This window comes from Bacillus sp. B1-b2 (genome assembly GCF_009183415.1).
Lineage (GTDB): Bacteria > Bacillota > Bacilli > Bacillales > Cytobacillaceae > Niallia.
The window spans coordinates 172,442-190,839 of record NZ_WEHU01000005.1; the positions used below are offsets into that span (position 1 = coordinate 172,442).

The 18,398-nt window shown below is 33.6% G+C and carries 18 protein-coding genes; 11 read left to right on the forward strand and 7 right to left on the reverse strand.

Translation table 11 applies throughout. The features are described 5' to 3' along the window. The first annotated feature begins 85 nt into the window (after window positions 1-85). A complete protein-coding gene (locus F9279_RS06855) occupies window positions 86-1,489 on the forward strand; it encodes an amino acid permease (protein WP_152112048.1) in 1,404 nt (467 codons plus the stop codon). 103 nt (window positions 1,490-1,592) lie between these two features. On the opposite strand, the gene F9279_RS06860 is transcribed toward F9279_RS06855, so the two are convergent. Then, window positions 1,593-2,096: a hypothetical protein gene (locus F9279_RS06860; protein ID WP_152112123.1), complete on the reverse strand. Its 504-nt coding sequence runs from the start codon at window positions 2,094-2,096 to the stop codon at window positions 1,593-1,595. A 210-nt stretch (window positions 2,097-2,306) separates the two neighbouring features. Here F9279_RS06860 and F9279_RS06865 point away from each other — a divergent pair, with 210 nt between their 5' ends. The 3 genes from F9279_RS06865 (at window position 2,307) to F9279_RS06875 (ending at window position 5,121) form a co-directional block, all read left to right on the forward strand. Further along, window positions 2,307-2,636, forward strand: a complete 330-nt coding sequence (locus tag F9279_RS06865; RefSeq protein ID WP_152112049.1) for a PadR family transcriptional regulator — start codon at window positions 2,307-2,309, stop codon at window positions 2,634-2,636. A 1-nt stretch (window position 2,637) separates the two neighbouring features. Further along, entirely contained in the window at window positions 2,638-3,390 is a 753-nt protein-coding gene (locus tag F9279_RS06870; RefSeq protein ID WP_193224495.1) for a DUF1129 family protein, read from the forward strand. A 168-nt stretch (window positions 3,391-3,558) separates the two neighbouring features. Beyond that, the gene (locus tag F9279_RS06875) at window positions 3,559-5,121 is read left to right on the forward strand and encodes a catalase (RefSeq protein ID WP_152112051.1); all 1,563 of its coding nucleotides are present in this window, start codon (window positions 3,559-3,561) and stop codon (window positions 5,119-5,121) included. Window positions 5,122-5,192: 71 nt separating this feature from the next. On the opposite strand, the gene F9279_RS06880 is transcribed toward F9279_RS06875, so the two are convergent. Next, window positions 5,193-6,305: a serine hydrolase gene (locus F9279_RS06880; protein WP_226793330.1), complete on the reverse strand. Its 1,113-nt coding sequence runs from the start codon at window positions 6,303-6,305 to the stop codon at window positions 5,193-5,195. A gap of 244 nt (window positions 6,306-6,549) precedes the next feature. On the opposite strand from F9279_RS06880, the gene htpG reads away from it, so the two are divergent. Next, a complete protein-coding gene (htpG, locus tag F9279_RS06885; protein ID WP_152112052.1) occupies window positions 6,550-8,430 on the forward strand; it encodes a molecular chaperone HtpG in 1,881 nt (626 codons plus the stop codon). Between the two features lie 47 nt (window positions 8,431-8,477). Here htpG and F9279_RS06890 read toward each other — a convergent pair whose 3' ends face one another. After that, window positions 8,478-9,986: an FAD-dependent oxidoreductase gene (locus F9279_RS06890; RefSeq protein WP_152112053.1), complete on the reverse strand. Its 1,509-nt coding sequence runs from the start codon at window positions 9,984-9,986 to the stop codon at window positions 8,478-8,480. A 92-nt stretch (window positions 9,987-10,078) separates the two neighbouring features. Continuing rightward, window positions 10,079-10,702, reverse strand: coding sequence for a LysE family translocator (locus F9279_RS06895; protein WP_152112054.1), 624 nt, complete (start codon window positions 10,700-10,702; stop codon window positions 10,079-10,081). A gap of 250 nt (window positions 10,703-10,952) precedes the next feature. Between F9279_RS06895 and F9279_RS06900 the strand changes: the two genes are divergently transcribed. The 5 genes from F9279_RS06900 (at window position 10,953) to F9279_RS06920 (ending at window position 15,083) form a co-directional block, all read left to right on the forward strand. Continuing rightward, window positions 10,953-11,999 (forward strand): EAL domain-containing protein, encoded by a 1,047-nt coding sequence (locus F9279_RS06900; protein WP_152112055.1) that lies wholly within the window; start codon window positions 10,953-10,955, stop codon window positions 11,997-11,999. A 158-nt stretch (window positions 12,000-12,157) separates the two neighbouring features. Next, window positions 12,158-13,423 carry a bifunctional diguanylate cyclase/phosphodiesterase gene (locus tag F9279_RS06905; RefSeq protein WP_193224496.1) on the forward strand — a complete coding sequence of 422 codons (1,266 nt, stop codon included), beginning with the start codon at window positions 12,158-12,160 and terminating at the stop codon, window positions 13,421-13,423. 328 nt (window positions 13,424-13,751) lie between these two features. Next, window positions 13,752-14,126 (forward strand): hypothetical protein, encoded by a 375-nt coding sequence (locus F9279_RS06910; RefSeq protein WP_152112057.1) that lies wholly within the window; start codon window positions 13,752-13,754, stop codon window positions 14,124-14,126. Further along, complete coding sequence (locus F9279_RS06915; protein WP_152112058.1) at window positions 14,123-14,662, forward strand: hypothetical protein; 540 nt, start codon at window positions 14,123-14,125, stop codon at window positions 14,660-14,662. The genes F9279_RS06910 and F9279_RS06915 overlap by 4 nt, the downstream gene beginning before the upstream one ends. Window positions 14,663-14,789: 127 nt before the next feature. After that, window positions 14,790-15,083: a Parvovirus coat protein VP1-like protein gene (locus tag F9279_RS06920; protein WP_152112059.1), complete on the forward strand. Its 294-nt coding sequence runs from the start codon at window positions 14,790-14,792 to the stop codon at window positions 15,081-15,083. Between the two features lie 84 nt (window positions 15,084-15,167). Here F9279_RS06920 and F9279_RS06925 read toward each other — a convergent pair whose 3' ends face one another. Further along, window positions 15,168-16,451: a glycoside hydrolase domain-containing protein gene (locus F9279_RS06925; protein ID WP_152112060.1), complete on the reverse strand. Its 1,284-nt coding sequence runs from the start codon at window positions 16,449-16,451 to the stop codon at window positions 15,168-15,170. A gap of 108 nt (window positions 16,452-16,559) precedes the next feature. Beyond that, complete coding sequence (locus F9279_RS06930; RefSeq protein WP_152112061.1) at window positions 16,560-16,778, reverse strand: hypothetical protein; 219 nt, start codon at window positions 16,776-16,778, stop codon at window positions 16,560-16,562. Between the two features lie 202 nt (window positions 16,779-16,980). Here F9279_RS06930 and F9279_RS06935 point away from each other — a divergent pair, with 202 nt between their 5' ends. Then, complete coding sequence (locus tag F9279_RS06935; protein WP_152112062.1) at window positions 16,981-17,505, forward strand: GNAT family N-acetyltransferase; 525 nt, start codon at window positions 16,981-16,983, stop codon at window positions 17,503-17,505. A gap of 42 nt (window positions 17,506-17,547) precedes the next feature. Here F9279_RS06935 and F9279_RS06940 read toward each other — a convergent pair whose 3' ends face one another. Continuing rightward, the gene (locus F9279_RS06940) at window positions 17,548-18,396 is read right to left on the reverse strand and encodes a TIGR03943 family putative permease subunit (RefSeq protein WP_152112063.1); all 849 of its coding nucleotides are present in this window, start codon (window positions 18,394-18,396) and stop codon (window positions 17,548-17,550) included. Between the last annotated feature and the right edge of the window lie 2 nt (window positions 18,397-18,398).

Genomic DNA, 18,398 nt, shown 5'->3' on the forward strand with positions numbered 1-18,398 from the left:
TCTAGGTAGGTATATGTAGATAAAGGTTTATGTATAAAATAATCTTATTCATCAAGAACTAACATTTGTAACAAGGAGAATGATTATGAGTACAAAAGGAAAATTAGGCTTAGGAGTATTAACCTCGTTAGTTGTAGGAAATATGGTGGGTTCAGGCATATTTATGCTACCACGATCGTTATCAGAAGTGGCAAGCCCAGCAGGAGTTATACTTGCTTGGCTACTAACGGGATTTGGAGTATTGGTTACTGCTTTTGTTTTTGGTAATCTTGCAATAAGAAAACCTAACCTAGTAGGTGGACCACAGATTTACGCAAAAGAACTCTTTAAACCAGGTTCAAATAAGTCGACATTGGCTGGTTTTATGGCAACATGGGGCTATTGGATTGGAAATTTAGCAGGTAATATTGCCATTATTACTACATTTGCTGGATACTTATCTACTTTCTTTCCCATTTTAACAAGTGGAGCAGCATTGCTGAAAGTTGGTTCTTTCACTTTGTATGTAGGAAATGCCCTGACATTTTTGGTTTGTACCATACTATTATGGGGTACACATTTTATTATTTTAAATGGAATGGAACATGCAGGAAAATTAAATTTAGCGGCAACTGCTGCGAAAGTCATAGGTTTTATGCTATTTATTATCATTGCATTATTCGCATTTGAAACAAGTAATATTCTGCCTTTTGCAGAATCAAAGATAGATGATTCTGGCCATGCTGTTGGTATTTTTGGACAAGTAAATAGTGCGGCCATTACCACTTTATGGGCATTCATCGGGGTAGAATCTGCCGTAGTATTTGCCAGTAGAGCGAAAAAGCAGTCAGATGTTAAAAAAGCGACAATGTTAGGTCTGATCATTGCCCTTATCATTTATATAGGTATCAGTACATTAGTCATGGGGCTATTAACGCAAGAGGAATTAATAAACTCACAGAAACCACTAATTGATGCCATTGAAACAGTATTAGGACCAATAGGCGGAAAAGTATTAGCAGCAATTGGATTAATTAGTTTATTCGGTTCGACGATTGGGTGGGTCATGCTAAGCTCGGAAGTTCCTTATGCAGCAGCAAAACAACGGATATTTATACCCGCATTTGCAAAAGAAAATGATAAAGGAATTCCCACTTTTTCTTTACTGTTAACGAATATTTTTGGACAGCTATTTATTTTCTCTACCATTTCAAGTAGTATTTCACAAGCATTTGATTTTGTTATTTATATAGCAACATTAAGCTATCTTGTCCCATATTTGATTTCTTCGATTTTTCAACTAAAGTTAACGATTACAGGAGAGACTTATCGAACAGTTAAAGAAAGAAGAATTGACTTTGCGATTGGAATCATTGCCACAGTATATTCTATATGGGTTATCATTGCGGGAACAGCAGATTTAAAAACATTTAGTTTTGGAGTCTTATTATTATTCAGTGGAATTTTCTTTTACCGAGCATTAAAGAAATCTCCTAACACTTCTATATAGTAAGAAGAACCATTTTTAAACACTTTCTACGTGTTAAAATGGTTCTTTTTTTAGCCTCGAGTTAATGTCAAGGTTGCTACACAAAAGGAATTAATGTAATAGGTTAAATTGACTCACTTATAGCCTTTTCATCGAACTCTACATCATGCTCTTTCGCCAATGTATCTATAGCGTCTAAATATTCTCTAATAAGGGATCTTGCCTCTTCTAACATAGAATTAGCTTCTTCCACTAAAGCGATATCCTGTGTTTCCAATGCACTTAATATTTTCACAAACGCATTAAACTGGATATCTGCAGCTTCAATATAAATCTCATGTATATCTCTTAACTCTTCAGTTTCTATCTTTACCTGATTTAATTCTTTAATGAACTCGTTGTAATTTGGAATTACAGTTAAACTAATTGTGTCATACATCGTGTAATCATCTGTATAGTTAATTCCAGAAACTTGATCATATGCACCTACAGCTAATGCTTCAAGCTCGAAAGCATCAGTCATCTCTTCATTTACATAGTTCAAAAGATCTTCTTGTACTGGGTCAGTTCCACAAGCAGTAAGGAAGAATAAAAAAGGAATGACCGTTAATCTTAGTAATTTTTTCACCATTTCACCTCCTATTTTTAACTGTATGTAACAGTGGAAGTCCACTATGTTGCTAAAAAGCAGAAGGATGAGCCTATTTTTCAGCCGTTTAACAACCACTATCTTGTAATGCAAAATAGCATTTGTTATAATGACAATAGTTACCAGTATTAGAAAGGGATTTCCACTATCTTGTATAACCAGGTAGTTTAAGTTAGCGAGGGAAGGTATATGTCAAAAAGTCAAATGTTAAAAGGGGTACTGGAAGGGTGCTTACTTGCAGTCATTTCGACAGGAGAGATTTACGGGTATGAAATGATTGAAAAGTTAGAGGAGTACGGATTTACTATGGTAAGTGAAGGTAGCATATATCCAGTTTTATTACGTATGAAAAAGGAAGAATTAGTATATGTGGTATCCAAACCATCTCCACAAGGGCCGAAGAGAAAGTATTATTCCCTAACAGCTAAAGGAAAAGAATCACTTCACACATTTATGAAGACGTGGAATGTTCTATCAACAAGTGTTTCTCATTTACTGTCTGATATTAAGGAGGATTAGAATGGCATTATCAAAGGAAGCGCAAAACTTTATCGATAACATGTATTTATATTTAATGGCTAGTGGAAAAAATGAACAAGAAATGAAGGAAATAACAGAAGAGCTCTCTAATCATTTGGAAGAAGCAGAAGCAAATGGTAAAAATATAAAGGATATTACAGGTGCTTCTCCAAAAGAATATATGGAGAATTTAGCAAAAGAGATGGATACGGACATGAAAGGATGGGGAAAACTTATTCCTCATATTTTTATAAGTCTAATATCATACTCTCTTATAGGCAAAATCATTTTAGGAGAAAGCACCTTTTCTTTATGGGTTGGGATAGGAAGTCTATTAATCTGTGTCTTTATGTTAGGTGTGTATGTATTTGTTTTTCGTTTTACGACGGCAAGAAACCAGACAAATCGAACATTCTTCCTTCTTCTACTCAGTCTACAAATACTAAGTACAGCACTATTTATATTACTTATGTTTTATGGTAATTCTCTACAACCTGTTTTTCTTATAGAAGGTTTCCTTGCTAGATTTTTCGTTTTTTGTATCCCATTTGCGTATCTATGTTGGTTTGCATGGTGGAGCAAATCTTTTGTTGTTTTTGTGCCTTTAATGATTTATGTTCCTAATATGATCGTAGATTACTTGCCTTTAACAGAGGAAAAGAAGGCGATCTATTCTTCCATTCTATTATCTTTAATCATGCTTGGTTATTTATTAACTTTAATAGCAAGTAGCAAAAAGGAGAAAACAGAGTAATTTTATTATTAAAAGAACAACACCATTTTCTTAATGGTATTTATACACGTCCTATATAATGTAAAGAAAAACACATGTAAAAGCCACAAAGCTATTTTTACATTATGTACATAAATCTCCTTTAACTGGAAAAGATACCTTCATACACTTAAGGAGGTATCTTTTCCTATGAAAGAGAAAGAAAATAACGAAACAAAAGAAGATATTCTTACTAATCGACAAGGACATCCAGTCACAGATAATCAAAATGTACGAACAGTAGGAGACCGAGGACCAACTACATTAGAGAATTATGATTTTTTAGAAAAAATTAGTCATTTTGACCGAGAAAGAATACCAGAAAGAGTCGTACATGCAAGAGGTGCTGGTGCTCATGGGTATTTTGAAAGTTACGGTACAGTAGGGGATGAACCGATTTCCAAATATACAAGAGCTAAAATCTTCCAAGAAAAAGGCAAACAAACACCATTATTTGTTCGCTTTTCTACAGTCGTGCATGGTCTACATTCTCCTGAAACACTGCGAGATCCTAGAGGATTTGCGATTAAGTTCTATACAGAGGATGGAAATTGGGATTTAGTAGGGAATAACATAAAGATTTTCTTTATTCGTGATCCTCTAAAGTTCCCTGATATGGTACATGCGTTTAAACCAGACCCTGTTACGAATTTATCAGACCCTGAAAGAATGTTTGATTTTCTTGCACAAACTCCAGAATCCATGCATATGATCACCTTTCTTTTTTCACCATGGGGAATTCCAGCTAATTATAGGCAGATGCAAGGCTCTGGGGTTCATGCTTATAAATGGGTAAATGAAGAAGGAAAAGGAGTTCTTGTTAAGTATCATTGGGAACCAAAACAAGGGATAAAAAATTTAACGCAAAAAGAAGCAGATAAAATCCAAAGTATGAATTACAGTCATGCTACACAGGATTTATATGATTCCATAGAGAAAGGTGATTACCCAGAATGGGAATTATATGTTCAAATTATGGAGGACGGAGAGCATGCTGAGTTAGATTATGATCCCCTTGATCCTACTAAACTTTGGTATAAAGAAGATTACCCATGGCTGCCTGTAGGAAAAATGGTGTTAAATAAAAACCCAGAAAACTATTTTGCAGAAGTCGAGCAAGTTGCATTTGGAACTGGAGTACTTGTTGATGGCTTGGATTTTTCAGATGATAAACTGTTACAAGGAAGAACCTTTTCCTATTCTGATACACAAAGATATCGTGTAGGATCCAATTATCTACAATTACCAATTAACAAACCAAAGAAGCATGTAGCAACTAATCAAGAGGGTGGACAGATGGATTATCGCACTAACTTTAGCGAACATCAAAATCCACATATTAATTATGAGCCTTCTACCATTGGTGGATTAAAAGAAGCAAAAAATCCTGGAAAAGAACATACGCCTTATGTAGAAGGAGAACTTCAAAGACAGTCTATTTCTCGTGAAAATAACTTTGGTCAAGCTGGTGAGACATATCGTAGATTTACTGATTTTGAACGAGATGAGCTTATCTCTAATCTTTCACAAGCTCTTGCAAGCTGCCGAGAAGAGATACAGAGTATTATGATTGAAAACTGTACGAAATGTGATCCTGACTATGGTAAAAGAATTGCTGAGGGAATTAAAAAAGTTACAGAATCTAGACAAGAAAAGATGGACAAAGCAGTTGGAGAAGCTGAACAAATGGCTCATCCTTCTGATCCTTATTAATAGCAAAAAATAAAAGAGACCGGCTGATTTTCGTATAAAAAATCAGCCGGTTTTCATTACATTTAGATTTCTCAACACTTCTTAACTTGTTCACGAAATGCTCGATTCGTTAAGAACTTCAATTGAAAACCACTTATATTTCGAGAAAGTTTTGCTTGTTCTATCATGGTTAAATTATTAGCAAAAAAAGCTATTTCCGTCCTATTGTATTCTTTGTCAGTAGCATACATAGCATTTGTGAAAATAAATGCAGTAGATCCACCTTTTTGTCCAGCATGAAATAACCATTCTTGATTAGTTCTATTCTTCATCAATTGTTCCATAATTGGTTCAAGATGTTGATAGACATTTTCATGAAAGTATATCTTTTTATTCAATTTATGCAGAATGGATATATAATCACTTGTTGTAGAACGTGGAAGCCGATCTGACCAAACTTTTTGAAAATCCCTATTTAATATCTTTATAAAATCTCCTTTTTCTTTTTTAGTTAGAGGGGCGTTAATCCAACTATTATGAATACTAATAGCTCTAGAGCAGTATTCAGACATATCCATTTTCTTCATTATCTCAAGCACCTCTTGTTTAGATATGCCCATTTCGTTCTTTAATTGCGTTGGTATATATAAAGCACTAACGATTGGGTAAACAGGTTCATGATGTAAAACACCTAACCTTTTAAAAACCTCATTTATATTTGGAAGACCTAACACATCCATCAAATATTCAGTATTAGCATTAGAGCTATAAGCAATCATGCCGTTTGCTACTTCAGATAGAGGAACACTGACTACTTCTTTTTTCTCTTTTAAAGAAGAAAGCCAAGCTTCATGTGATCCACCATCTGTTTTAGGAATATAGAATTTTTCTAAATCCTTTAAATTCACTTCTTTTTTTGAATCAATTATTCCTTCTGCTGCTTGCTGGGCGAATTCAAGAGCTAAAATAATTTTCACCGTGCTTGCTAGAGGTAACATCTGATTTGAATTAACTTCTATATAGCTTTCGTCATTATATTGAATCATTAATGATACGTTTCCAGTATTAGCCTTTTTATGGACATAGTTTAAAAGGTAATCAGGATCTTCTTTCTGTATCTCCCTTCGAAACTTGAAAACTCCTATTGAAATAATTAAAAGTGTCAATCCTATTGCACCTATTAGCATCCATAATGCAATCCACAAATTAGCTATCTCCCCTTTTTCATTTCTATTTGTTTAAATTATTACGACTAGAATTAGGAAAAGTTTCACTTAAATTCTTACCCTCTAAATTTACATTCTCATACCTTCAACATACAGGCAGTTGTCAAACCTTCAAATAATTGACATCACACTAAATATATGATATTAAAATAATAGATTAGCACTCACCTTAATTAAGTGCTAAAATTATTAAGATGTTTAATATAGAAAGGGGAACAATCATATGGTAGAAACAAAAGAATTTAAAGCCGAATCGAAAAGATTATTAGAAATGATGATTAACTCTATCTATTCACAAAGAGAAGTTTTCTTACGAGAGTTAATTTCCAATGCAAGTGATGCTATTGATAAAATTTATTATAAAGCATTATCAGATGACACGATTAATTTTGAAAAAGAGAATTATTACATAAAAATCACTGCTGATAAAGAGAACAGAACATTAGCTATTTCTGATACTGGAATAGGAATGACGAAAGAGGAATTAGAAAATAATTTAGGTACAATCGCAAAAAGTGGATCACTTGCTTTCAAAATGGAAAATGAAGCAAAGGATGGGCATGATATCATTGGCCAATTTGGTGTAGGTTTTTATGCTGCATTTATGGTTGCAGATGAAGTAACCGTATATACGAAAGCCTTCGAAAGTGATACTGCTTATAAATGGACTTCTAAAGGTGCAGATGGTTATACCATTGAAGAATGCGATAAAGATACTGTTGGAACAGATATTGTTTTAACGGTAAAGGATAATACAGAAGATGACCAATATGATGAATTCCTTGAAGAGCATCATTTGAAATCTATTATAAAAAAATACTCTGATTTCATACGCTACCCGATTAAGATGGATGTAACAACTAGCCAGTTAAAAGAAGGATCAGAAAATGAATATGAAGAAATGGTGGAAGAACAAACCATCAATAGTATGGTTCCTATCTGGAGAAAAAACAAAAGTGAACTAACGGATGAAGATTATCAGAACTTTTATGAAGAAAAACGCTATGGTTTTGATAAACCGTTAAAGCATATTCATGTTAGTGTGGATGGAGCTATCCGTTATAATGCCATTCTTTACATTCCAGAAAAAACTCCTTTTGACTATTACTCTAAAGAGTATGAAAAAGGGTTAGAGCTTTATTCAAACGGTGTATTAATTATGGAAAAATGCGGAGACCTTCTGCCAGATTATTTTAGTTTTGTAAAAGGGATGGTAGATTCAGAAGATTTATCCTTAAACATTTCTCGTGAAATGCTACAGCATGATCGCCAATTAAAACGTATTGAAAAGAATTTAACGAAAAAAATTAAGAGTCAATTAGTAAGTCTCTTAAAAGATGAGCGAGAAAAATATGAGTTGTTCTATCAATCATTTGGCAGACAAATTAAGTTTGGTGTTTATAATGATTTTGGCATGAATAAAGATATGCTACAAGACTTGTTATTGTTCCATTCGTCTAAAGAGAAAAAATTAGTTTCCTTAGATGAGTATGTAGAAAGAATGCCAGAAGACCAACAATATATCTATTATGCAACTGGTGATTCCATAGACCGTATTGATAAACTGCCACAAACAGAATTAGTGACAGATAAAGGCTACGAAATTCTGTACTTTACGGAAGATATTGATGAGTTTGCCATAAAGGTCATCATGAACTATAAAGAAAAAGAATTTAAATCTGTTTCAAGCAGTGATCTTGGTCTGAATCAAGAGGAAGATCAACAAGACCAAAATGAAACAGAAGAAAATAAAGAGCTTTTCTCTTATATGACAGAGGCTTTATCTGGTAAAGTAAAGAATGTGAAAATTTCTACTCGCTTAAAATCTCATCCAGTATGTTTAACTTCTGAAGGAGAAGTAACCATTGAGATGGAAAAAGTGTTAAGTATGATGCCAGACAATCAACATGTGAAGGCAGAGAAAGTACTAGAAATTAATAAAAATCATGATATTTTCCAATCTCTTAAAGAAGCCTTTACAAATGATAAAGAGAAAGTAGCTTTATATACGAGCCTTCTATATAATCAAGCATTGCTGATTGAAGGATTACCAATTGAAGATCCTGTTGAATTTACTAATAATATTTGTAAAGTGATGAAGTAACAAAAAAGATGCGCATGCTCTCTTTCTGAGTCTGCGCATCTTTTTTGTTAGTTTTTATATTTTGCTAAGGGTTCTACAGCTGGACCTTCTATTACTTCCCCTGTATAGTCAAATCTTGATCCATGACACGGACAATCCCATGTTCTTTCACTGTTATTCCATGCTACCTCGCAACCAAGATGGGTACATGTCGTATCAACCATATGAACATTTCCTGTAGAATCCTTATAACATCCTACCTTTTTCCCGTCTATTCTAAATATAGCCGCTTCATCTGGAGATAATTCTTTACTTGTTTCCACACCACCCAACTTCCCTTTTATTAAATGTCTCGCAACATCAACGTTATTCGTTATAAAAGAGGCAAAAGCTGGCTCTAAATATAGTCTTGATGGACTAAATAATTCTTTATATGGATTTTCTTTTTCTAGAATAATATCAGTCAGTAATAATGCTGCTGTAATGCCATTTGTCATTCCCCATTTACGGTAACCAGTAGCAATTAGAATGGAATTAGTGTTTTTGGTTATTTCTCCGATATATGGCAACTTGTCTAGTGTGGTTAAATCTTGGGCAGACCATTGATAGTGTGCTCCTTCCGTTTTGAGGACATTCTCACTAAAAGATAATAATGCTTGATAGTATTGCTCCGTATCATCTTCTTGCCCGGTTTTATGGCTTTCTCCACCAACCAATACATATTTTTCCCCGTTAATCTTAACAGAACGTAACGACCGGGTTGGTGTGTCTACACAGTAATACATCCCACCAGGATACTCTTCTTCTGGTTTAACAGCTATTATATAAGAACGTTCTGCATACATTCTGGAAAAATACAGTCCTTTTAAATCATAGAAGGGAAAATGAGAAGCAACCACGACCTTCTTACAATTTATGACGTATTTATCTTTTGTAAAAACAGCAGGATGGAGATTTTCCTCTATATCGACAGCAGTAGTATTTTCATAAATGGATACATCCTTACTTACCATTTCCTCTATTAGCTTTTTTAAGAAGAGAAGAGGATGGAACTGAAATTGATTACTCATTTTTAATACTGCTTTTGTTTCAATAGAGAATGGTAATTTGTTTGATAAATCACTTGGAATTCCAATTTTCTGATATGCTTCATATTCTTTCTGTAATTTTTTTTCATACTTACTACTTGTTGCATATAAAAAAGCTTCTTCTTCTTCTAAATCGCATTTAATATGTAAATTTTTTACGCTTTCTTCGACAAATTTCATTGCCTCCATATTTGCTTCGTAATATAGCTTGGCCTTATCGATTCCCATATGTTGAATTAATTCATCATAAATTAACCCATGCTGTGCTGTTACTTTTGCCGTTGTATAGCCTGTCGTACCAGTTAAAATGGTATCAGATTCTAGTAGAACCACTTTACAGCCTTTTTTGCTTAATAGATAAGAAGTAACGATACCAGTAATTCCTCCACCAACAACACAAACATCCGTATTTATATTTTCTTGTAATGTCGGAAAGGAGGGAAGTGAAACAGAATCTCTCCAGTACGATTGATGCATTCTTTCATTCATTGTAGAACTCCTTTAACGGTTTTTTCTCTATGTTTCCCCATAAAACCGATAAGTAACCTATCTAGAGTAAAGAAATGAAAGAAGAGGTTTAACTATAAGAAATATTGTACTCCCTGATATCCAAAGTATATTCCGAATAATAATAATACGAATCCAGATGATCTACTAACAAACGTAATAAATTTTTCGGATACCATGTTGCGAAAAAAACTAGATAGAATAGAAACAGTAAAATCCCATATGGCTACTCCCATTAATATACATAATGTATAGAAAATAACTGTACTTGTACTAAATTTATCTATAGAGGATGCAAGGACAGATCCGTATATACCGAGCCAAAACACAATAGACAAAGGATTCATAAAGCTCATCAGAAAACCAGTAATAAAGGATTTATGAAGGGCAGGACTATCCTTACTGCTTCTGACAAAATTACTTGTTTTCGTGAGTATTCCTTCCACTCCCGTGTAGATTAGGACGAAACCTCCAAATAAATATAAGAAAGTTTGAATAATAGGAGTATTAACTAATTGTGCTACACCAAGATAGACAAGGAGAATATAAATCACATCCGCAAGGATAGAGCCTAAAGCAAGTATCCATGCTTGAAAAAAACCATATCGAAGTCCTCGATTAATTACCGCTGCATTTATAGGGCCAATAGGAGCAGCGAGTGAAAGTCCTAACGCAATATAATATAAAATACTAGTCATCTATTAAGTCCTCCTATCAATCATCCATATAATCCTATTCAGACATATGGGCATGTACCACAATTTTTTTATAAAAAGAGGCAAAATTCACCTAAAGCAATACGTTGGAAATAAGATAGTATATATCGTATAGTGTAGTATTAGTATGATAGAAAGAAACACTTATATTGGAATAATTTACTTGTAGAATTTTAATAAAAATGACCGATAGATTAATATAATAGGAAAAGGAAAGGAAGACTGTGTAAATATGATTTGTGACATTTGCCATCCAAAACAAAAGGGATATACCATTTATTTTCATCATGAGAGCAAAGTAATATGGAACTATTTTCGAAATATTACAACCGATTTATATCGGTTTGTTTCGGATACGACTTTATGGTTGTCAGAGCCTGTCTTCTTCGCTTTTCTAGATTATGCCAAGATACATCTACAAACAGAAACTATACTCGCTGCAGAATCGGAATGGATTTCCCCCTTGGAAGACAAGTATCCACGCAAAAAATTAGTAGATTTTACAGCAGAAAAAGAAGCAAGTTGGATTGATGATATTATTTTAAATAATGATATTACTTCTTATTTCCAAGCAATTGTTCAATTAAAGGACAATAAACCAACTATTATTGGATATGAGATGCTTTCTAGAGGACTTGATCATAGGGGAGACATTATTCCTCCAAATCTTCTGTTTGATGCAGCTCGTAAAAGAAATAGGCTTTTTTCCCTTGATCGGGCATGTCGTTTACAATCAGTGAGAAATGCTTCTATTATTCCAAATTCACTTGTTTTTATTAACTTTATACCTACTGCTATTTACAACCCAGAGCATTGCTTAGAAAGTACGTTTGCGTTAATAAAAAAACTAAATCTTAATCCAGAAAATATAGTGTTTGAAGTTGTGGAAACAGACGAAATTAACGAGCTAACACATTTACAATCTATTTTATCTTACTACAGGAAGCATGGATTTAAGTATGCACTTGATGATGTAGGAGTAGGCTATAACAATATTGAAAAACTGGAGGCAATCAAACCTGATATTGTTAAGCTTGCCTTTGAATATTGTAACGGTGTTTCAAATGATGTGGAAAAACAAGTTATGGCTAACGCTGTATTAGAAGCTACTCACCGTATAGGTGCATTGGCATTAGCAGAGGGAGTAGAAACAGTAGAAGATTTAGAGTATTTAAAAGAAATGGGGTTTGACCTTTTTCAAGGATATTATTTTGCTAAACCCAGCCCAACTCCTCTTACCCAAACAGAATTGGAGAACATATTAAGAATGACTTACTAAAAAACATAATTATCTTTTCTTGGGGTAAATAAATTGACATAACCCTGAAATTAAAGATACAATTATCGACGGTTTATTAATTTTTATAAATAGGGTTATACTAATTTAGCTAGAATTTTTCATCCACCTTTATCATTTTTTTCACTAGGAGAATGTACATGAATCACAGAACAGATGAAGAACATCCAACACTAGAATTCTTTCGTGTCTTGGTGGAACATGTTAGTGATTGGATTTGGCAAATAAATAAAAATGGAGAATTTGTTTATTCTAATTCAATTGTAGAGGACATTTTAGGCTATTCCCCTGAAGAAATTAATGGGAAATCTATGTTCTTATTTATAAAAGAGGAAGAAAAAAAACAGGTAGCAGAAATTATTAATGAATCTCTTGCCCAAAATAGAACTTTACATAATATGGACTTTACGATGATCCATCGCGATGGATTTGAGGTCTTTATTGAAACAAACGGAAAACCTGTTCTCAATGAGGATGGAGTAGGTATAGGGTATAGAGGTATACATCGTGATATAACTGCTTGGAAAAAAAACCAGGATCAAAAGCAGCAGCTGTTAGATATTATTGAAGCATCACCCGATTTTATTGCTACTGCCGATAGTTTAGGAAATACAACCTATTTAAACCCTTCTGCTAGAGATTTTCTAGGATTACAAGAAGAGACCCTTGATGATAATTCCACATTAATTCCTTTATGGAAAAGTAACCAAGACCAAAAAATAGGTGCTAATATCGCTTTAGAAAAAGGAATTTGGAAGGGTGAAACCGTACTCTCCAATTCCTATGGTAAGGAAATACCTATGTCTCAAACAATTGTATCCCATAAAACAGATCAACAAAATATTCATTTTTTTTCCACTATTGCAAGAGATATTTCTGATAGAAAAGCCTATGAATCCATCATAAAACATCAAGCATTGTATGATACACTAACGGAGCTTCCAAATCGACGCTATTTACACAAAAAAATCGCTGAGTTAATAGATGGTCGTGCAAAAAAAGATTCCTTTGCGTTACTTTTTATTGATATAGATAATTTCAAACAAATTAATGATACATTAGGCCATCATTATGGGGATATTGCGCTTAAATTGATTTCATCAAGAATTAAGGGAGCCGTTAGAGAACATGATTTTCTTTGTCGTTTAGGAGGAGATGAATTTATTTTATTAGTAGATGGATGCTATGAATTAGATGATTTAAATAATTATGCACAAAGACTAATAGATATTTTCAAACATCCATTTCGCATGGATCAGCATATTTGTATGATTACTTGTAGTATAGGTATTAGTATATATCCTGAACATGGCTCTGATGAAAAAAGCTTAATGCGAAAAGCAGATAAAATTATGTATGAAACGAAAAGAAATGGCAAGAACGGATATAGTATTTCAGAAGAATGATTCAAAGGAGCATAATACCTTTTGAGTCTTTTTTATTTTTTGATTGATATTTCCATTTACGAGAAATAATTATGGATAAATGACTTTTTTTATAGATGAAAATATACCTAGAAGAAAAAAAGATATTTCCTTTTTATTCCTTCAACAAAATAGATAATCCTATAGTTTACAAGACTTCTCCTACTATTTCCTTAGAAAAAGGAAGAGGAAGGAAGGGAAACTTGTCTAACTATTGAAGGATTTTGTAGAAATGAATCGAAAAATCTTTAAAAAGCATGTATAATAAATTATTAGGATAGTAGATTCTGAAAGAGGGAGGATCTTTATAATGGAATGGACATTAGCCATTTTGTTTTTTGCAGCAGCCATCTTGCTTATTACCTCACTGGTAAATGCAAAGAAAACTTCTATAAGTGAACAGCGTGAAATAGACGTTATTCATCTTTCTGTAATGGAAGAATTGGAAGGTTTGCAAAAACAAGTGCGAAATCTTGAGCTTGATATGGAAATACTAGAAAAAGAAGCAGGCGTAAAAACAAATGGAACAGACAGAATTGTATTACGTGAAGTAATTGATCTGTATAGACGCAAATATTCTTTCGAAAGTATTGCAGCTCAAAAACAACTTACTCAAGCTGAAGTAGAAGAAATGCTTGCTCCTTATCTAGTTGTGAAAGAAGAAAGGAGAAAAGTATTACAATGAAATGGAAAACTAACTTGATAAATAGTTTTGCAGCTGGTGTACTTTTAGCAACTTCTGTAAGTGGAATTGTATACTTTTCTACTAAAGATGATGCTTCGAATGTAAGTGCTACTGCAAATAATAATAAATCCGATTCAGTGGATGAGAATGCTGTTAACACTCCTACTGTAGAGGAAATGAAAGAAATTTTAACAAATAGTGGATACGTAGTTCAATCTAATGAAGAAGCTGGAAATGCTGAAGCAGCAACAGATCAAGAGCAACCAGCTGAAGAAAATCAGGAAGCTGAGCAACCACAAGAAGAACAGCAACCAGAAGTTAAAAAAGTTACCATTACAGTATCAGAAGGTATGACAAGCTATGATGTAGGAAGTACACTTAATAGCGAGCAAATCATACCAGAAACGGCACTACAGTTCTCTCAAAAAGTGGAGCAACAAGGTGTAGCAAATTACCTTAAACTAGGTTCATATGAAATATCTAGTGATATGACAACAGATCAAATTATTTCTACTATCTTTAAGAAACAAAGCTAATCTAATAAAAAAGTGTAGACCATTTCCATTGTGAGATTGTCTACACTTTTTTTATTCTTCATGAGTGAATCCTCCAATCCTTATGCTAGCCATTAACATATGCTGATAAGGTAAAGGAGAGAAGTGTATGTATAAAGAAGAACGAAATAAAAGAAGAAATAGATCCGGATTTTGTTTGCCTGGAGGATATCGTTATTGTGGCCCAGGTTGCAGTGGTCCAGGAGCACCTATTAATTATGTAGACTCCTGTTGTGAAAGACATGATAGATGTGTCACTCGATATGGATCTTGTGCCTATTGTGACCAAAGGTTAATGGATTGTGTAGAATCTAGAAAAAGAAGACAGGGAAACGAAGGGCAAACAGCGAGATTAATTTCTACTTTTATGAATTTACGAGTTAAGCTTAGTAGAGGTAAATAGACATTAGTTTGAATCATGCACTTTAGAAAAAGGAGAGAAAATCTATCTTAAAAAGTTGTTTTTTTTAAGATAGATTTTCTCTCTTTAATTTTGCCATAATGCTTCTGTTAATTTACTATCAAATAAATTTGTATCAATGTTGCAGGTTTCCGAGTTAATTCCGTACTGCCAGCCGTAAGAAAGTGAACCTTCTGGGGCTTCTACCGTATAATCAGTTGGTGCTTCTACCTCTTTAGATACGCCAATACTAGGGGAAGAAGACCAAATATAAGTGTTTTGTTGTATTTCTGCTTTTTGTTGAACGGCAGTATTAAATGCATTGACAATTTCATTTTCCGGGTCAAATGAACCGTAGATGGCAGGCTTATAGTTAGAAGAGGTTATACCATCATACCAGCCCTGTATAAACCCAGCATCGACAGGATAGGTTGGTTCTATATCGGCAAATATTGCTACGCCTTCAGGTATCCCTAAATCAGTAGCTAACGAAATTGCTTCCTGTGCTTGAGCGACACCGTTATCATATCCAGTTGCATCAGTAAAGCCATTATAAATTGGTAAGATATCAGCACCATTTGCATGAATTAATTTAACTTGTTCCGCAGTTAGACCTGAAGAGACTCCTTCTTTCGTACCTAAATAGCGAGCGAAAATTTTTGGTTCACCTAAATTTTCTCTAACACAGGCATAAAACTCTTCTGTTGTTTCACTGGCAGAGTCAATTCCCCATATATAGGTGAGTTCTTTATTATCAGGTGGTGTATTCTCTGGTGGTGTATTAGCCTCTTCGGGTGGCTTTTCTGAATTATTAGTAGTGTCACTAGGCTGTCCCTCATTTGGCGCACTAGTATTGTTTTCTGGAGGTTGTGGTTGCTTGCTATTATTGTTCACTTCATTAGTTAACTCTATTTGAGCTTTTGTCTGTAGATCATTTAAAATATTATTTGCTAATTCGCTCTTCCCAGATGAGAGAAGATTGTTTGTAATATTATTACGAAGAGTACCTTGTAAATCCCCTTTAAAAATATTCTCAATGGCATTATTTACCGTAATCGTTGCTTGGTCATTTGAATCATTTTGAATAGTATTCTCAAGGTTAGTATTGTTGTCACTTATATTGTTTTTCACTTTATTTTCTACAGTAGCAGTTGATTCTCCATTGACCACAGTTTGTATATTATTTGTTATGGTAATTTGTACATTACTATCTTCATTTGAACTTGTATTTTCTTGTGTATTGGCCGTATTTGATTGCGTACCTTCTTTGGCTTGTGGATTATTAGATTGCACGATTAGAAAGCTTGTAATACCTGCTAGGAGGATTAAAAATGTAGCTACTGTAATGAGGACATAATTCTTCCAATTCATTCATACACGCCCTTCCTAATTTGCTTTCTACATGGTATGCAAATTAGGAAGGAATGTGTGGGTTATTCCTGTAGAGGACATAGGAGGCTGCTCCATAAGAGAGGAGTGTTATTTTCTTTTTTTCTTATTGTCTACTGCAATAGCATTAGTTTTTACTAGCTTCTCTAGTTGTACATAGACTTGAAAGGTATTTTCTTTCGGTTCTACAACATGAGTTACCTTTCCTTTTTTTCCTTTTATTTTTATCTCTTGATCAACAACTGGTACTTCTTTTTTTAATTGTGTTAAAAGAACTACACTATTTTCAATATAATGTACAATAACCAAGCGTTCCAACCTCCTTCTAACATTTTCACAAATTCTTTATACAGTATTGAAAAATCCTTCTCTTTAGAACGCTAGGAAAGAATTCATAGTGATAATTTTTTAAAGACAATGATGCATTTGTTCTATATACTCAAAATAAAGGATCAATTAGTAGCTTTTTTGTATTTTTATGATATTTAAAACAATAGTGAGGAATAAGAAAATGACAATTACCTTTAAGAAGCTTGAAGAACCAACAGATGAATTAGTAAACAGCTTAAATAAATGGGAAAATGATCCGGCTATAGTACCCTTCATTCATCCTTGTAGATCAAAAGAAGAGGTTGACACAAAAGTAATGATTACGAAAGAGGAACTAACAGCTCGGTTATCAAGCTATAGCATGTATTTAATCTACTTAGATAATCTACTAGTTGGAGAAATGAACTTTATTGTTGATCCTAAGCATCTATTTAAACAGGAAGAGGGTTCAGCTTGGATAGGAATTACAATTGGAGAGAATGCTGCACGAGGAAGAGGTGTAGGCTTTACATCACTATCCTACCTAGAAAGCGAAATAAAAAGACTCGGATTAAATAGAATAGAATTAGGAGTATTCGCCTTTAATCAAGTCGCTCACAAACTGTACAAAAAGCTTGGATATAAAGAAATAGGAATAAACAAAGATTTTACCTATTATCAAGACAAAATGTGGGATGATATCCGAATGGAGAAGTATATAAAATAAAAAGGAAGAGGAATCTTTATGAGGTTCCTCTTCCTTTTTAAATTAAGCTTGTCTATACACATAAGGATCTTCTGGCTCTGCAATGGATTTCCACTTTGTTACCTTTAAAACAGGAATTGTCTTTTTGAAAGGTTGATAGTAGACAGAGTCTAGCGTACCAGTCACTTGTAGCCATTGGTCATTCTCTGTAGACATTTCATCTGGTATATCTAAAAGGATGCCATATACTCCAGAATCAGCTATACAGTGAATAATACCAAATCGTAATAAGAAAAGCCGATTTCCTTTCAATTCATCTTCATGAAAGGTGAAGCCAGTTAATGATAAGGATCTCCCTAAAAATTGACCAGGATAATTATAGATAGTTTCTAAATCATTTAGAAATGTATCTTCTTTTAAAGTAATTTTTTCTTTATTCGCTAACTTTTTCATGCCTTTGTCCATAAGCTCAACATAGCCATCTTTTCCATAATAGCTACTTGTATTAGGCTGTAGAAACTGTCGTTGACTATATTCATCTCCCTCATCGTAAATAGGAAAGTATAATCCTTTTTTCTCTACAATATTAGAATCAAGGGTTGCAACAGGAAAGAAAAGACCTGTAAACACAGGAAGCAAAAGAATAACAAAGGTAAAGCCACGTTTCCACCATGTGTTTTCTTCCTTCGCATGATCGTGACCACAATGCTCACAGCTGTCTCCATGTACATGGTCCGTTTTATCTTTTTTCATATAGTTATAAAGACAGATTAGGGTAAACGCTATAAAAATGTAAATGGCAGATTCCGAAATATAAGCATATTTCATATTAATATATTTGGATATGTCACCTGTAGCATGAAGGTGTAAAAACAAGTAAGTTAAACCGATTAAAATAAATATTCGAAACATGC

Bases quoted from the DNA above. Each gene is read 5' to 3' on its own strand.
- F9279_RS06870 (WP_193224495.1), top strand. From the start codon at position 2,638: ATGGCATTATCAAAGGAAGCGCAAAACTTTATCGATAACATGTATTTA.
- F9279_RS06855 (WP_152112048.1), top strand. From the start codon at position 86: ATGAGTACAAAAGGAAAATTAGGCTTAGGAGTATTAACCTCGTTAGTT.
- F9279_RS06925 (WP_152112060.1), bottom strand. From the start codon at position 16,451: ATGAATTGGAAGAATTATGTCCTCATTACAGTAGCTACATTTTTAATC.
- F9279_RS06900 (WP_152112055.1), top strand. From the start codon at position 10,953: ATGATTTGTGACATTTGCCATCCAAAACAAAAGGGATATACCATTTAT.
- F9279_RS06910 (WP_152112057.1), top strand. From the start codon at position 13,752: ATGGAATGGACATTAGCCATTTTGTTTTTTGCAGCAGCCATCTTGCTT.
- F9279_RS06865 (WP_152112049.1), top strand. From the start codon at position 2,307: ATGTCAAAAAGTCAAATGTTAAAAGGGGTACTGGAAGGGTGCTTACTT.
- F9279_RS06940 (WP_152112063.1), bottom strand. From the start codon at position 18,396: ATGTTTCGAATATTTATTTTAATCGGTTTAACTTACTTGTTTTTACAC.
- F9279_RS06915 (WP_152112058.1), top strand. From the start codon at position 14,123: ATGAAATGGAAAACTAACTTGATAAATAGTTTTGCAGCTGGTGTACTT.
- F9279_RS06890 (WP_152112053.1), bottom strand. From the start codon at position 9,986: ATGAATGAAAGAATGCATCAATCGTACTGGAGAGATTCTGTTTCACTT.
- F9279_RS06920 (WP_152112059.1), top strand. From the start codon at position 14,790: ATGTATAAAGAAGAACGAAATAAAAGAAGAAATAGATCCGGATTTTGT.
- F9279_RS06895 (WP_152112054.1), bottom strand. From the start codon at position 10,702: ATGACTAGTATTTTATATTATATTGCGTTAGGACTTTCACTCGCTGCT.
- F9279_RS06935 (WP_152112062.1), top strand. From the start codon at position 16,981: ATGACAATTACCTTTAAGAAGCTTGAAGAACCAACAGATGAATTAGTA.
- F9279_RS06905 (WP_193224496.1), top strand. From the start codon at position 12,158: ATGAATCACAGAACAGATGAAGAACATCCAACACTAGAATTCTTTCGT.
- F9279_RS06875 (WP_152112051.1), top strand. From the start codon at position 3,559: ATGAAAGAGAAAGAAAATAACGAAACAAAAGAAGATATTCTTACTAAT.
- htpG (WP_152112052.1), top strand. From the start codon at position 6,550: ATGGTAGAAACAAAAGAATTTAAAGCCGAATCGAAAAGATTATTAGAA.